Origin of the sequence: Streptomyces sp. NPDC020731 (assembly GCF_044334705.1) — a bacterium.
GTDB lineage: Bacteria > Actinomycetota > Actinomycetes > Streptomycetales > Streptomycetaceae > Streptomyces.
In genome coordinates this window covers 148,646-162,762 of record NZ_JBIRTN010000018.1, presented here as the reverse complement: position 1 = coordinate 162,762, position 14,117 = coordinate 148,646, and the positions used below count along the sequence as shown (strand labels likewise).

The following is a 14,117-nucleotide window of genomic DNA, read 5'->3' as shown; positions in this document are numbered from 1 at the left end:
CCGCTCCCGGCGCGATGTCTACGCGGGCGCGGACACCACCGGCAGGCCCGCCGTCCGCCAGGCCTGGAAGCCGCCGATCAGATCGGTGGCCCGGTGCAGGCCCAGGCGGTGGAGGGACTCCGCCGCCAGGCTGGAGGCGTAGCCCTCGTCGCAGATCACCACGACCCGCAGGTCGTGACCCGTGGCCTCCGGGAGGCGGTGGCTGCCCCGCGGGTCCAGGCGCCACTCCAGTTCGTTGCGTTCGACCACGAGGGCCCCCGGAACGAGCCCGTCCCGGTCCCGCAGTGCGGCGTAGCGGATGTCCACCAGCAGCGCCCCACCGGTCCGTGCGGCCTCGTACGCGTCCCGGGGGCCGACGCGCTCGTAACCGGCGCGCACCCGCTCCAGCAGCCCGTCGATGCCCACGGCACCACCGGCCGGTTCGTTCGTCCCGCTCATTGCCAGTCCTCGGGGCGTTCGACCTGCTCCAGCCGGAGAATGCGGCCGCTGCGGCTGTAGCGGCGGATCCGCGGCAACGGCGGATAGTAGGCGTGCACGGAGATCGCGTGCCGGTCCGGGGACTCGTTGAGCACCTCGTGGACGTGGTGCCGCCCGAAGGCACGCCCCTGCCCGGCCCCCAGCCGCCGTTCCCGGTCCACGCCGTCCGTGAGTTCCAGGGTCTTCCAGCCGTCGGTGGGCAGCCGCGCGGCGAGCGAGTTCTCCTTCAGCTCGCCCGACGCGGTCATGAAGGCACCGACGGAGTCGGCGTGGTCGTGCCAGCCGGTACTGGTGCCGGGCGGCCAGCCGATCAGCCAGGCCTCGCTGCCACCGGGCCCGTCGAGCCGCACCCAGGTGCGTCCCTCGGGATCGAGCGGAAGGGAGGAGACCAGTGCGGCGTCGGCGACGGCACGCCGTACGAAGTCGAGAAGGTCCGCCTGCGTGGGTGCGGAGACGGGAGCCGGAACGGGGGAGGAGACAGACATGTGCACCGTCCTGGAGAAGGTTCGCGGAGACGCGCGGCCACTCGGACGAGACGGCGGGCGGCGCGCGGGGAAGGGTGAGGGACGCGAATCAGCAGGACGGGCGACACACGCAGCCCGCATAGCGGACGAGGTCCATGTGGACCCTCCGCCACAGGTGCACGCAGGTGTCGGTCACGAGCGGAGTACACCACGGGGCCGTACACCGATTCAACTCGTCGTCACCATGCGGACCGCAGGATGACGACGACTCGACGGGACCGGGGCTTTCAGCGCGACCCGGCCCCCGCATCGGCCCTGGCCTCCGCCTCCACCGCGGCGGGCCCGCCGAGCGCCGCTTCCGCCGCCGCGTACAGATCCGCCGGGCGGACCCCGCTCAGCGCCGTCACCAGGTGACCGTCGGGGCGCACCAGCAGCACGGTGTGGGCGGCCGCTCCCGGATAGCTCTCGGCGACCAGCAGTTCGGCCCGGTGCGGCAGCGCGGAGACGGCCGCCGCCAGCCGGGGCATGATCCCGGCGGACATCCAGTGCCGGCGCTCCCACACACCCGTACCGGGCGCGATCAGCACCACCAGCAGCGCGCCCCGGCCGAGCCGGTCCCGCAGCCGGACGAAGGTGCCGTCCTCCGCCGTGACCCGTACGTCCGTCACCGCCGACCCGGGGGCCGTACGGAGGGGCGCCTCGCCCTCGAGGGGGCCGGGCGTGAGCGGTGAGTCGACGTACGTCCCCGGCGCGCCCAGCGCGCCCCGCCCCAGATGACCGTCCATCAGCAGCGTGTCGTGCCCCCGCGCGGCCCCGGGAACGTAGGAACGCAGCCCTCCGCCGCTGCGCACCAGCGGCAGCGCCTGGTCGGCGGCGCGCAGCCGGGCGGCGACGATCGCCCGGCGCTCGGTCTGGTAGCTGTCGAGCAGCGCCTCGTGCGGGCCGTGGTGCCAGGCCAGTGCCAGCTTCCAGGCGAGGTTGTCGGCGTCGCGGAGCCCTTCCTCCAGCCCGTGCGTGCCCAGCGCGCCGAGCAGGTGGGCGGCGTCCCCGGCGAGGAACACCCGGTCGGCCCGCCAGCGCCGGGCCAGCCGGTGGTGGACGGTGTGCACCCCGGTGTCCAGCAGTTCGTAGGGCGGGGTCGGACCGTCGGTCCAGCCGGCCAGGGTCTCCCGGACCCGGCCCAGCAGCAGTTCGGGCGTGACCAGGTCCTTGCCCGGCGGCAGCAGCCAGTCCAGGCGCCACACCCCGTCCGGCAGCGGGCGCGCGGTGATCTCCCCGGCCGAGGGGCCGGACGTACGCCACGGCGGCGTGCGGTGCAGCAGCGCCTCGTCGTGCCAGGGGAGTTCGGTGCGCAGCGCGGCCACGGCGTGACGTTCCACCGCGGTGCGGCCGGGGAAGCGGATGTCCTGGAGCTTGCGCACGGTCGAGCGCGGACCGTCGCAGCCGACCAGGTAGCTGCCGCGCCACCAGGTGCCGGTGTCGCCGCGGGTATGGGCGGTGACGCCCGAGGGCTCCTGCTCCATGGCGTCCAGCCGGCTGTTCACGGCGACCTTGACGAGCCGTTCGCCGGCGAGGGCCGCGCGCAGGACACCCGTCAGGACGTGCTGGGCGATGTGCAGGGGTGCGGGCTCGGCGTCGCCGAAGGCGATCTCGGCCGTCACCTGCTTGCGCCGCATCGACCGCCATCCGGCCCAACGGACACCGGCGTGGGCGAGCGGCACGCCGGTCAGTCGCTCCATGAGCGCGGCGGTGTCCTCGCGCAGGACGACGGTGCGCGCCGGGCGGGGTTCGTCCTTGCCCGGTCCTTCGTCGAGGACCACGCACGGTACTTCCTGGCGTGCCAGCGCCAGTGCGAGCGTGAGCCCGACGGGTCCCGCTCCGACGATGATCACCGGGTCCACGGCGCGGCGCCCCCTGCCCGAAGTGACGTCTGAAGGGACGTGGAGGAACAGGAAGATGGAGCAGGGTGCACGATCACAGAACGTATGCAACCTATTGCCGGTGCTTGCGTCAAGTGACCGAAGGGCAGTGGCGATCATGAAGTGGGGAGGGGCCGGTCACACCACTTGACTGTTCATCACACGAGTCCGGGGCGTACGACTCCTCCGCACCGCCGACGGCAGTCGGCAACTCGACATGACTGTGGCCCGCCGGAATCCGGCGGGCCACAGTCATGTCGTACGTCAGGCCGGTGTCACTTCTCCGCACCGGTCCCGAACGTGCCACCGATCTCGGCCGCGTTGAGGTCGTCGACGTCCTCCGGGCCGAGCACCGCGCCCGTACTGCGCTTGCTGCGGCGCAGGCGTCCCTCGAGCCAGGAGGCGAACGAGGTGAGGAGGAAGTTGAGGACGATGAAGATGACCGCCACCACGATGAAGCTCGGGATGACGTTGGCGTAGTTGGCCGCCAGCGTGCCGCGCGAGTTCAGCAGCTCGGTGAAGCCGAGCATCACGCCGCCCAGTGCGGTGTCCTTCACGATGACGACCAGCTGGCTGACGATCGCCGGGAGCATCACCGTGACCGCCTGCGGCAGCAGGATGCTGCTCATCGTCTGGCTCTTGCGCAGGCCGATCGCCTGGGCCGCCTCCGACTGTCCCTTGGGCAGGGCGAGGATGCCGGCCCGGACCACCTCGGCGAGGACGGAGGCGTTGTAGAGCACCAGGCCCGTGACGACCGCGTACAGCGGCCGGTCGGAACTGGCGACGCCCGTGGAACGGGCGAAGAACTCGTTGGCGAACAGCATCAGCAGCAGCACCGGGATGGCGCGGAAGAACTCCACCACCGCACCGGCCGGGACACGCACCCAGCGGTGGTCGGACATGCGTGCGATGCCGAGGACCGCGCCCAGCGGGAGGGCGATGACCATGGCCAGCGCCGCCGCCTTCAGGGTGTCGGCGAGGCCCGGCAGCAGGTACGTCGTCCAGGCGTCGGCCGTGGTGAAGGGCTTCCACAGGGACCATTCGAGCTGGCCCTTGTCGTCCAGTACCTGCCAGACCCACCACAGCAGCAGGGCGAGCAGGGCGACGAAGACGACCGAGAAGACCAGGTTGCGCCGCTTGGCCTTCGGGCCGGGGGCGTCGTAGAGAACAGAAGTCATCGCTTCACCGCCAGGCGCTTGCTCAGCCAGTTGAGGAACAGGCCGGTGGGCAGGGTCAGTACCACGAACCCGAAGGCGAAGACCGCGCCGATGAGCAGCGTCTGTGCCTCGTTCTCGATCATTTCCTTCATCAGGAAAGCGGCCTCCGCGACACCGATGGTGGCCGCCACGGTGGTGTTCTTGGTCAGTGCGATCAGCACGTTGGCCAGCGGGCCGATCACCGAGCGGAACGCCTGCGGCAGCACCACGAGCCTGAGCACCTGGCTGAAGCTGAGCCCGAGGGCCCGAGCCGCCTCCGCCTGCCCGACGGGCACCGTGTTGATGCCGGAGCGGATCGCCTCGCACACGAAGGCCGCCGTGTAGGCGACGAGACCGAGGACGGCGAGCCGGAAGTACTTGAGTTCGAAGTCGTCCGGCGCGCCCATCGTCACGCCGAAGATGTCGGCGAGGCCGAGCGACGTGAAGACGATGATGACGGTCAGGGGAATGTTCCGGACGATGTTCACATAAGCGGTGCCGAAGCCGCGCATCAGAGGCACAGGGCTGACCCGCATGGCTGCCAGCAGGGTGCCCCAGATCAGCGATCCGATGGCCGAGAAGACGGTGAGCTGCACCGTGACCCAGAAGGCGCCCAGCAGGGACGGGTCGTCATAGTTTGAAAGAAAGTCGAACACGATCTCCCGCGCTTCCGGGTGTGTGACGTACGTGGCGGACGTGACGCGCCGCCGCCGGAGAGATGGTGGGCGGCGGCACGCCGGCGGATCCCCGCGGAGACCGCGGGGATCCTGCGTCGGCGGAGTCCCGCGTTACTTGACGAGCTGGCCGATCTTCGGGGCCGGCTCGTTCTTGTAGTTCGCCGGGCCGAAGTTGTCGTCGACGGCCTTCTGCCACGCACCGTCGCTGACCATCTTCTCCAGCGCGTCGTTGACCTTGTTCACGGTCTCGGTGTCGCCCTTCTTGACACCGATGCCGTAGTTCTCGTTGCTCAGCTTCAGGCCGGCGAGCTTGAACTTGCCCTTGTACGCGTCCTGCGCCGCGTAACCGGCGAGGATCGAGTCATCGGTGGTCAGCGCGTCGACCTGGCCGTTCTGCAGAGCGGAGAGGCACTCCGAGTAGCCGCCGCGGTTGCTCAGCTGGGCCTTCGGCGCGAAGTCCTTCTTCACGTTCTGCGCGGAGGTGGAGCCGGTCACGGAGCAGAGCTTCTTGTCGTTCAGGTCCGTGGCCTCGCTGATGTCCGCGTCGGACTTGATCAGCAGGTCCTGGTGGGCCAGCAGGTACGGGCCCGCGAAGTCGACCTTCTGCTTGCGCTCGTCGGTGATCGAGTACGTCGCGGCGATGAGCTTCACGTCGCCGCGGGCGAGGGCGGTCTCGCGGTCGGCGCTCTTGGTCTCGACCCACTCGATCTGGTTCGGCTCGTAACCGAGCTCCTTGGCGACGTAGGTCGCCACGTCCACGTCGAAACCGGTGAAGGAACCGTCCGGCGTCTTCAGGCCGAGACCGGGCTGGTCGTACTTGATGCCGATCTTGATCTTCTCGCCACCGCCCGAGGAGGACGAGCCGTTGTCCTTGCTGTCGTCGCCGCCACAGGCGGTCGCGGTCAGGGCAAGAGCGAACACGACGGCCGAGGCGGCGGTGACCTTGCGGAGCTTCATGGTGCACATCCTTTGACTGGTGAAGTGATGCGGCCCGGCCGGTGTCCGGTGACGCAAGTCGTCAGGGCGCGAGGTGCGCCTCAGTGGTGAAGGATCTTCGACAGGAAGTCCTTGGCGCGATCGCTGCGCGGATTGCTGAAGAACTGGTCCGGCGCAGCTTCTTCGACGATTCGACCGTCTGCCATGAACACCACGCGATTTGCGGCCGAACGGGCGAATCCCATCTCGTGGGTGACGACGATCATGGTCATGCCGTCGCGGGCGAGCTGCTGCATGACCTCCAGCACCTCGTTGATCATCTCCGGGTCGAGAGCCGACGTCGGCTCGTCGAAGAGCATGACCTTGGGTTCCATCGCCAGGGCCCGCGCGATGGCGACACGCTGCTGCTGGCCACCGGAGAGCTGCGCGGGGTACTTCTCGGCCTGCGCGCCCACGCCGACCCGGTCGAGCAGGGCACGGGCCCGCTCCTCGGCCTTCTTCTTGTCGGCCTTGCGGACCTTGACCTGGCCCAGCATCACGTTCTCGAGCACGGTCTTGTGCGCGAAGAGGTTGAAGGACTGGAAGACCATCCCGACGTCGGCCCGCAGCCGGGCGAGCTCCTTGCCCTCGTGGGGCAGGGGCTTGCCGTCGATCGAGATCGACCCGGAGTCGATCGTCTCCAGACGGTTGATGGTGCGGCACAGGGTGGACTTCCCGGACCCGGAGGGTCCGATGACCACGACGACTTCGCCGCGGGCGATCGTCAGGTCGATGTCCTGGAGTACGTGCAACGCGCCGAAGTGCTTGTTGACGCTCTTCAGGACGACCAGATCGCCGGTCGCGGCCACATCTTCCTTGGCCACCGATACTTCGGTCATCGCTCTCAGGCTCCGTCCTCCTCGGTTTCGGAGGACAGTAGTAATCCTTCAGACCTGCGTCATTACATCTGAGGGGAATCTGAGCATCACGATCCGATAGCAATCGGACACCTGTCGTAGCACTTGTGAGCAGGGGTGATTTCGGCCGGGTAACGGTACGAAAGAGCAACCGGAACCCTCTTGACGCCGTCCTCGTTCATCGGCGTCACTGCAAGGTGCACGCGCGCGTGCACGCGTTTTTGTACACATGGAGAGCGTACGGCCGATGAACCGAAGGGGGCCCTGGTGAGACTGCTTCTCGTCGAGGACGACAACCACGTGGCCGCCGCCCTGTCGGCGATCCTGGTGCGGCACGGGTTCGACGTCACCCACGCGCGCAGCGGCGAGGAGGCGCTCCAGGCACTCGTCCCCGAGGGCGACGGCTTCGGCGTCGTCCTGCTCGACCTGGGGCTGCCCGACCAGGACGGCTACGAGGTCTGCGGCAAGATCCGCAAGCGCACCAGCACGCCGGTGATCATGGTCACCGCGCGGTCCGACGTGCGCTCCCGCATCCACGGCCTCAACCTCGGCGCCGACGACTACGTGGTCAAGCCGTACGACACGGGGGAACTGCTCGCGCGGATCCACGCCGTCAGCCGGCGCACCGTCCACGAGGAGGCCACGGGCAGTACGGAGACCGAGCTGCGGCTCGGCCCGGTCCGCATCGAGCTGCCGACCCGCCAGGTCAGCGTGAACGGTTCGGTCGTCCAGCTGACCCGCAAGGAGTTCGATCTGCTCGCCCTGCTCGCCCAGCGGCCGGGGGTCGTCTTCCGCCGGGAACAGATCATCAGCGAGGTGTGGCGGACCAGCTGGGAGGGGACCGGGCGCACCCTGGAAGTGCACGTCGCCTCCCTGCGCGCCAAGCTCCGCATGCCCGCCCTCATCGAGACCGTGCGCGGCGTCGGCTACCGGCTCGTCGCGCCCGCGGCGTAGCGGGGCCGGGTGCACACGCGTCTGCTTCCGCTGCTCATCGTCCTGATGGCGGCCGTCCTGCTCGCGCTCGGCGTCCCGCTGGCCGTCAGCCTGGCCGGCGCGGAGCAGCAGCGGGTCGTCGTCGACCGGATCGACGACACCGCGCGCTTCGCGGCCCTCGCCCAGTTCGTCACCGAGCCCACCGACCCGGCCGGCGCGGACATCAACGAACGCCGCGAGACGCTCCGCAGTGAGCTCCGCAGCTACCACACGGTCTACGGCATCCGCGCGGGCGTCTTCTACCGCAATGACTCGCCCATGGCGCACGCCCCGGACGACTGGTTCCTGCCCCGCGCGGGCGAGGTGCGCGACGCCTTCGAGGAGGCGCTGCTCAGCCGCCGCAGCCACGACCCCGAGCAGGTGTGGCCGTGGCAGCGGCACAGCCTGGTGGTGGCCTCGCCGGTCATCCGGGACGGCGACGTCGTCGCGGTCGTGGTCACCGACTCGCCGACCGGACAGATGCGCTCCCGCATCCTCCAGGGCTGGCTGGTCATCGCCGCGGGCGAGGCGGCCGCGATGCTGCTCGCGGTCGGCGCGGCCCTGCGGCTGACCGGCTGGGTGCTCAGGCCCGTACGGATCCTGGACGCCACCACCCACGACATCGCCACCGGACGGCTGAAGTCCCGGGTCGCGGCGGCCGGCGGGCCGCCGGAACTCAGACGGCTCGCCCGGTCGTTCAACGAGATGGCCGACAACGTCGAGAGCGTGCTGGAGCAGCAGCGCGCCTTCGTCGCCGACGCCTCGCACCAGCTGCGCAACCCGCTCTCGGCGTTGCTGCTGCGCATCGAGCTGCTCGCCCTGGAGCTGCCCGAGGGCAACGAGGAGATCGCCTCCGTGCAGGCGGAGGGCAAGCGTCTGGCGCAGGTCCTGGACGACCTGCTCGGCCTGGCGCTCGCCGAGCACAGCGAGGCCGACCTCCAGGTCGCCGACATCGGCGCCCTGGCCGCCGAACGCGTGGCGGCCTGGTCGCCCACCGCCGAGGCCAAGGGGGTCCGGCTGACCGGCAGCTGTCCGCCGACCACCGCGTGGGCCGACCCCGTGGCGCTGTCCAGCGCCCTGGACGCGGTCATCGACAACGCGGTGAAGTTCACGCCCGAGGACGAGACCGTCGAGGTCACCGTCGCCTCCAACGGCGACACCTCCACCGTCGTCGTCACCGACAACGGTCCGGGCCTGACCGACGAGGAGCTGACCCGTGTCGGCGACCGCTTCTGGCGCAGCGGCCGGCACCAGAACGTCAAGGGCTCGGGCCTCGGCCTGTCCATCTCCCGGGCGCTGCTCGCGGCGGGCGGCGGCTCGATCGCGTACGAGCGTCACGAGCCGCACGGGCTGCGGGTGACCGTGACGGTGCCGAGGAACGCCCCCACGGGTGAGGCGACGGGTCAGGGCTTGACGGACCTGTAGTACCGGCGGGCGCCCTCGTGCAGCCGGAGCGGGTCGGTGTAGATCGCGGTGCGTACGTCGACCAGCTGCGCGGAGTGGACGTGCGCGCCGATGCCGTCCCTGCTCTTGAGCACGATGCGGGTGAGCCACTCGGTGAGGCGGGGGTCGGCGTCAGCCCGGGTGATCAGGAGGTTGGACACCGCCATCGTCGGGACGGCCGAGCCGAGCTGACTGCCCGGGTACGCCGACTCCGGCATGTTGGTGGCGCGGTAGTAGCGCGTGGCGCCGCCCTGTTTGTGCAGCTCGGAGACGAGGTCGGCGCCGATCGGCACGAACCGAAGCGCGGACCGCTCGGCGAGCGTCTTCAGGCCGTCCGTGGGCAGTCCGCCCGACCAGAAGAAGGCGTCCAGACCGTGTCCGAGCCGCTCCGGGCCGGTGTCGATGCCGTCGGAGGAGGGCCTGATGTCCGTCTCCGGGTCGATGCCGGCCGCCCGGAGCACGCGGTTGGCGATGAGCCGGACGCCCGACTTGGGCGGCCCTATGGCGACCCGCCTGCCCCGCAGGTCCGCGACGGAGCGGATGCCCGAGTCGGGTGCGACGGCGAGCTGCACGTAGTCGTCGTACAGGCGTGCCACCCCGCGCAGCCGGTCGGCGCCCGGCCGGTCGCTCAGCCGGTACGTCTCCACCGCGTCGGCCGCGGCGATCGCGAAGTCGGCCTCCCCGGTCGCCACGCGGCGCACGTTCTCCTGCGACCCGTCACTCGTCTCCAGGCGTACGTCGAGGTCGGGCATGTACTTGCCGAGCGAGCTGCGCAGGAGCACGCCGTACTTCTGGTAGACCCCCGCGCGGGTGCCCGTGCTCAGCGTGATCGTCCCGCCCGGCGGCTCCTCCTCCCAGGGCGCCAGCCACCACAGCAGCAGTCCGAGCACCACGAAACCGGCGGCCGTGCCCCGCAGGGCCCGTCGCCTGCCGATCCGGGACAGCGTGTGGGACATGCGCGCGATCCTGCCAGTCGGGGTGCCCGCTGACCAGGGCGGAGCTCACAACGGGGATGTCTGGGGTGGCCGCTACAGTCACGGCATGAGTGCTTCGCCCGCCGACCTGGTCCGTGACTTCCACCGTGCCTTCGGGCTGGACGCCTGCGACATACCGTCCGAGGTCTCGCCGGAACTCGCCGCGCACCGCGGTGAGCTGCTGGCCGAGGAGGCACGGGAGGTGGGCGAGGTGTCGGTGACGGGGCCGCTCGACCGGCTCGCGCACGAGCTGGCGGATGTGGTGTACGTCGCGTACGGGACGGCGCTGGTCCACGGGATCGACCTCGATGCGGTGATCGCGGAGATCCATCGGTCCAACATGACGAAGCTGGGGCCCGAGGGGCAGGTCAGTCGTCGCGCCGACGGCAAGGTGCTCAAGGGGGAGCACTACGAGGCGCCGGATGTGGCGGGGGTGCTGCGGCGGCAGGGGTGGAAGCGGGATACGGAGGCCTGAGCAGCGCGGGGCGGCGTGACTGCCGGCCGGGGGTGGGTCGCGCTGCCCGGCGCCGACCGGGTGCCTCCCCCAGAGGGGGTACCCCCAGCCCACCCGTGCCGCCCTGGGGGCGCCACCCGGGCCCTTGAGGCACTGGGGGTGGCACGACTGCCCGCAGTGGCGGCGGCACGGCTGGAGTGGGGTCAGCCGATCCTGGCCGGTTCCGGGGCCGGGTGTGCGACGACGTTGCGGCCTGTTTCGTGGGCGTAGAGGGGCGTGCGGTCGTGGAGGGCGGCGTGGACCGCCATGTGGGCGTCCCTGCGACGCTGGGCGGGGCCGTCCGGGAGGTGGAGGATGCCCGCGTTGCCCCGTGAGCCGCGCTGGATCTCGGCGGTGCGCGGGACGCGCAGGGACTCGTAGCGGGCCAGGCGCTGCGGGATCGCGGGAGCGGGAGTGTCCGCCAGACACGCGGCCAGGTCCATCGCGTCCTCGATCGCCTGGTTGGCGCCCTGCGCCATGAACGGCAGCATCGGGTGCGCCGCGTCCCCGAGGAGCGTGATGCGGTTCGTGGACCAGGTGCGCAGCGGCGGACGGTCGTACAGGGCCCACAGGTGGGTCGAGTCGACCGCCGCGACGACGTCCGCGACGAGCCCCGTCCAGCCGCCGAAGACCGCGCGCAGCGCGTCCGGGTCGCCCGGCCGGGACCAGGACTCGCGCGGCGGGGCGCCGGTGGTCAGCGGCACGGTCGCGGCGTAGCTGAGATACGCGCCGGACGCCACGGGATAGCACACGAAGTGCCCGCCCGGCCCGAGCCACAGCCGTACCAGCCGCTCGCGGGCCCCCGCCGGCAGCGCCTCCGCCGGGACCAGGCCGCGGTAGATGCCCAGCCCCGAGAAGACCGGCGCGTCGGTGCGCAGGGTCTCGCGGACCGTGGAGTGGATGCCGTCCGCGCCGATCACCACGTCCGCCTCGCGGACCGTGCCGTCGTCGAAGGTGAGCCGTACGCCCGTTTCGTCCGGGTGTTCCTCCGCCGCCCGCAGCCGTTCGCCGAGACGCAGGCGGTCCCGGTCGGTCAGGGAGAGCAGCGCCTCGTGCAGATGCGCCCGGTGGATCGTCAGATACGGCGCCGCGAACATGCGCTCGCACTCCGCGCCGAGCGGTGTGCGCGCGATGGGCCGTCCGTTCCAGCCGCGCACCTCCATCGCCTCGACGCGCACCCCGTGCTCGTCCAGCGCGGGGCCGAGGCCCAGGCGCTGCAGCGGGCGGACCGCGTTGGGCGAGAGCTGCACGCCCGCGCCCACCTCGGACAGCACGCGGGTCTGCTCGTGGACCACGTACGGCGTGCCGTTCGCGGCCAGCGCGCCGGCCAGGGCCAGTCCGCCGATTCCGGCGCCGACGACGGCGACCCGTGGCCGCTCCCGGTCCGCGGCGCTTCCGGAGTCGCCGGGCCGTCGCTGCGCTCCGTTCTTGCTCCCCAACCGCACGTCTGGGACCGCCTTCCGCGTCGTCGCTGCACGCCCGTTCACCGTCGCGATGGGTGCGCGGCGTGAGCGCACTGTCATCGGTCGTGTGCCGAGCATGTGCAGCGCCGCACGGCGCGGCAACGGTCCGCCGGTCCGTCACTGACAACTGTCGCCGCTTGCGTGACGGACGTCATCGGTTCCCCCGCCATCCCTGCTGCAGCACCCCCGGCCGGCCCTAACGTCCTGGAGGAGACAGCCGGTTACGCACGACACCCTTGGAGGCACGCGGTGACAGGTGAACGACGACGGGAGCGACCGCGGTGACCGCGGTGGCCGTTGACGGCCTGCTCAAGAGGTACGGGGACCACGAGGCCGTCCGGGGCGTGGACTTCGCCGTCGAGGAGGGCGAGATCTTCGCGCTCCTCGGACCGAACGGCGCCGGGAAGACCACCACCATGGAGATCCTGGAGGGCTTCCGGCAGCGGGACGGCGGCAGCGTGCGCGTCCTCGGCCGCGACCCCGGCGACAAGGCCGACGGACGGTGGTTGCGCGGGCACATCGGGCTCGTGCTCCAGGACATCGCCGTGGAGCCGTACCTGTCGGTGCGCGAGACCGTCGCCCGCAACGCGGGCTACTACCCCGCCCCGCGCGACACCGACGAGGTCATCGACCTGGTGGGGCTCCGGGAGAAGGAGGGCGCGAAGGTCAAGGACCTGTCCGGAGGGCAGAAGCGGCGGCTCGACCTCGCCCTGGGCGTGATCGGGGACCCGAAGCTGCTGTTCCTGGACGAGCCGACCACCGGCTTCGATCCCAATGCCCGCCGCGGCGCCTGGGAGGTCGTACGCAACCTGCGCGACGCCGGTACGACCATCATGCTGACCACGCACTACATGGACGAGGCGCAGGCGCTCGCCGACTCGGTCGCCGTCATCGCCGGCGGGCGGATCGTCGCCTCCGGCACACCGGACACCCTGGGCGGCCGGGACAGCGCGCTGGCCCGGATCAGGTTCGCGCTGCCGGCCGGTGCCGCCATCGGGGACCTGCCGATCCCGGTCAGCGACGCCGAGGACGGCCTGGTCACGGCGGAGGCGGAGGAGCCGACGGCGGTCCTGCACCGGCTCACCTCCTGGGCGCTGGAGCGCGGCACGCCGCTGGAGCGGCTGACCGTGGAACAGCCCACCCTGGAGGACGTCTACCTGGGGCTGACCAGCTCGTACGCCCAGCAGGACGCCTCGTCCCCGTCCGCCGAACGGAGCCAGGCCCCGGCCCCGGCGGCCCGCGGGCGCCAGGGGCGCCGACCCGGACGGAGCAGCCGATGACCAGTACCCTCCCTCCTACGACCAGCACACCCGGCCGGCGCTCCGCGCGCCCCGGTGCCGAACGGCCGGACGAACGGGGCGCGTTCGCCCTGCTCGCCCACCAGATCCGCTACGAACAGCTGTCGTTCTGGCGCAACCCGCAGTCGATGGTGTTCACCTTCGTCCTGCCCGTCGTGATCATCGCGATCTTCGGCGCCGTGTTCGGCGGCGGCCAGGGCGAGGACTTCTTCTTCGGCATGAGCGGCATGCAGTACTACACGCCGACCATCGCCGCCGTGTCCGTACTGGGCGCCTGCTACGGTCAGTTGGCGATCGTGCTCGCCATGCGCAGGCAGACCGGCGTCCTCAAGCGGCTGCACGCCACCCCGCTGCCCGCCTGGGTGTACTTCGCGGGCCTGCTGGTGCACTGCGTCGTCGTGAGCATCGTCGACGTCGCTCTCGTCATCGGCATCGGCCGCCTGTACGGGGTGCCGTGGCCCGTCCACTGGGCCGCGCTCGCGGTCACCCTGCTGTTCGGCGCGGCCAGCTTCTGCGCGCTCGGTGTCGGGGTCGCCTCGCTCATCCGCAACTCCGAGGCGGCGCCCGCGGTCGTGCAGTTCATCCAGTTCCCGCTGGTGTTCATCTCCGGCAGCTACTTCCCCATCCACTCCGGCGTCCTCAACGAGATCTCCGGGCTGCTTCCGGTGAAGCCCTTCAACGACGCCATGCTGGCGTCCTTCGCGCACGGCGCCGGCTTCCAGTGGAAGGAACTCGCGGTGCTCGCGGCCTGGGGCGTCGTCGGCGCTCTGATCGCGGTGCGGCGCTTCCGCTGGGACCCGCGCCCCGAGTAGACCGGACGACCCGTCCGGAACCACCACATCGAGGGGGCCTCGCGGAGGCCCCCTCGCGGTTCTCCCGCCCCACCGGAAAACCCCCACGGCACCGAAA

15 protein-coding genes are annotated in these 14,117 nt (G+C 71.2%); 5 read left to right on the top strand and 10 right to left on the bottom strand.

Going from position 1 to position 14,117, the window contains the following annotated elements; all coding sequences use genetic code 11:
• Positions 1 to 18: 18 nt before the first annotated feature.
• The 8 genes from ACH4VX_RS26560 to ACH4VX_RS26525 all read right to left on the bottom strand — a co-directional run bounded on the left by ACH4VX_RS26560 (position 19) and on the right by ACH4VX_RS26525 (position 6,547).
• Complete coding sequence (locus tag ACH4VX_RS26560) at positions 19 to 438, bottom strand: rhodanese-like domain-containing protein (RefSeq protein ID WP_398370683.1); 420 nt, start codon at positions 436 to 438, stop codon at positions 19 to 21.
• Positions 435 to 962 (bottom strand): cysteine dioxygenase, encoded by a 528-nt coding sequence (locus ACH4VX_RS26555; RefSeq protein WP_398370682.1) that lies wholly within the window; start codon positions 960 to 962, stop codon positions 435 to 437. The genes ACH4VX_RS26560 and ACH4VX_RS26555 overlap by 4 nt, the downstream gene beginning before the upstream one ends.
• A gap of 88 nt (positions 963 to 1,050) precedes the next feature.
• Positions 1,051 to 1,251: a putative leader peptide gene (locus tag ACH4VX_RS26550; protein ID WP_398370680.1), complete on the bottom strand. Its 201-nt coding sequence runs from the start codon at positions 1,249 to 1,251 to the stop codon at positions 1,051 to 1,053.
• Positions 1,229 to 2,842 carry an FAD-dependent monooxygenase gene (locus ACH4VX_RS26545; RefSeq protein WP_398370678.1) on the bottom strand — a complete coding sequence of 538 codons (1,614 nt, stop codon included), beginning with the start codon at positions 2,840 to 2,842 and terminating at the stop codon, positions 1,229 to 1,231. The genes ACH4VX_RS26550 and ACH4VX_RS26545 overlap by 23 nt, the downstream gene beginning before the upstream one ends.
• A gap of 293 nt (positions 2,843 to 3,135) precedes the next feature.
• Complete coding sequence (locus tag ACH4VX_RS26540) at positions 3,136 to 4,038, bottom strand: amino acid ABC transporter permease (protein WP_398370677.1); 903 nt, start codon at positions 4,036 to 4,038, stop codon at positions 3,136 to 3,138.
• Positions 4,035 to 4,712, bottom strand: a complete 678-nt coding sequence (locus tag ACH4VX_RS26535) for an amino acid ABC transporter permease (protein ID WP_365896195.1) — start codon at positions 4,710 to 4,712, stop codon at positions 4,035 to 4,037. The genes ACH4VX_RS26540 and ACH4VX_RS26535 overlap by 4 nt, the downstream gene beginning before the upstream one ends.
• A gap of 132 nt (positions 4,713 to 4,844) precedes the next feature.
• Entirely contained in the window at positions 4,845 to 5,690 is an 846-nt protein-coding gene (locus ACH4VX_RS26530) for a glutamate ABC transporter substrate-binding protein (protein WP_398370675.1), read from the bottom strand.
• A gap of 80 nt (positions 5,691 to 5,770) precedes the next feature.
• Positions 5,771 to 6,547, bottom strand: coding sequence for an amino acid ABC transporter ATP-binding protein (locus ACH4VX_RS26525; protein WP_398370673.1), 777 nt, complete (start codon positions 6,545 to 6,547; stop codon positions 5,771 to 5,773).
• Positions 6,548 to 6,832: 285 nt separating this feature from the next.
• On the opposite strand from ACH4VX_RS26525, the gene ACH4VX_RS26520 reads away from it, so the two are divergent.
• Positions 6,833 to 7,519 carry a response regulator transcription factor gene (locus ACH4VX_RS26520; RefSeq protein ID WP_398370672.1) on the top strand — a complete coding sequence of 229 codons (687 nt, stop codon included), beginning with the start codon at positions 6,833 to 6,835 and terminating at the stop codon, positions 7,517 to 7,519.
• Between the two features lie 9 nt (positions 7,520 to 7,528).
• The gene (locus ACH4VX_RS26515; RefSeq protein ID WP_398370670.1) at positions 7,529 to 8,962 is read left to right on the top strand and encodes a sensor histidine kinase; all 1,434 of its coding nucleotides are present in this window, start codon (positions 7,529 to 7,531) and stop codon (positions 8,960 to 8,962) included.
• Here ACH4VX_RS26515 and ACH4VX_RS26510 read toward each other — a convergent pair.
• Positions 8,941 to 9,936 carry a TAXI family TRAP transporter solute-binding subunit gene (locus tag ACH4VX_RS26510; RefSeq protein ID WP_398370668.1) on the bottom strand — a complete coding sequence of 332 codons (996 nt, stop codon included), beginning with the start codon at positions 9,934 to 9,936 and terminating at the stop codon, positions 8,941 to 8,943. The two genes, ACH4VX_RS26515 and ACH4VX_RS26510, sit on opposite strands and share 22 nt — an antisense overlap.
• Before the next feature lie 85 nt (positions 9,937 to 10,021).
• Here ACH4VX_RS26510 and ACH4VX_RS26505 point away from each other — a divergent pair, with 85 nt between their 5' ends.
• Positions 10,022 to 10,429, top strand: a complete 408-nt coding sequence (locus ACH4VX_RS26505; RefSeq protein WP_398370667.1) for a hypothetical protein — start codon at positions 10,022 to 10,024, stop codon at positions 10,427 to 10,429.
• A gap of 182 nt (positions 10,430 to 10,611) precedes the next feature.
• On the opposite strand, the gene ACH4VX_RS26500 is transcribed toward ACH4VX_RS26505, so the two are convergent.
• On the bottom strand, positions 10,612 to 11,892 hold the full coding sequence (locus ACH4VX_RS26500) for an FAD-dependent monooxygenase (RefSeq protein WP_398370665.1): 1,281 nt from the start codon (positions 11,890 to 11,892) through the stop codon (positions 10,612 to 10,614).
• 299 nt (positions 11,893 to 12,191) lie between these two features.
• Between ACH4VX_RS26500 and ACH4VX_RS26495 the strand changes: the two genes are divergently transcribed.
• Together ACH4VX_RS26495 and ACH4VX_RS26490 are read left to right on the top strand one after the other, a co-directional pair.
• Positions 12,192 to 13,190, top strand: a complete 999-nt coding sequence (locus ACH4VX_RS26495; protein ID WP_398370663.1) for an ABC transporter ATP-binding protein — start codon at positions 12,192 to 12,194, stop codon at positions 13,188 to 13,190.
• Positions 13,187 to 14,020, top strand: coding sequence for an ABC transporter permease (locus ACH4VX_RS26490; RefSeq protein ID WP_398370661.1), 834 nt, complete (start codon positions 13,187 to 13,189; stop codon positions 14,018 to 14,020). The genes ACH4VX_RS26495 and ACH4VX_RS26490 overlap by 4 nt, the downstream gene beginning before the upstream one ends.
• The last annotated feature ends 97 nt before the right edge of the window (positions 14,021 to 14,117 follow it).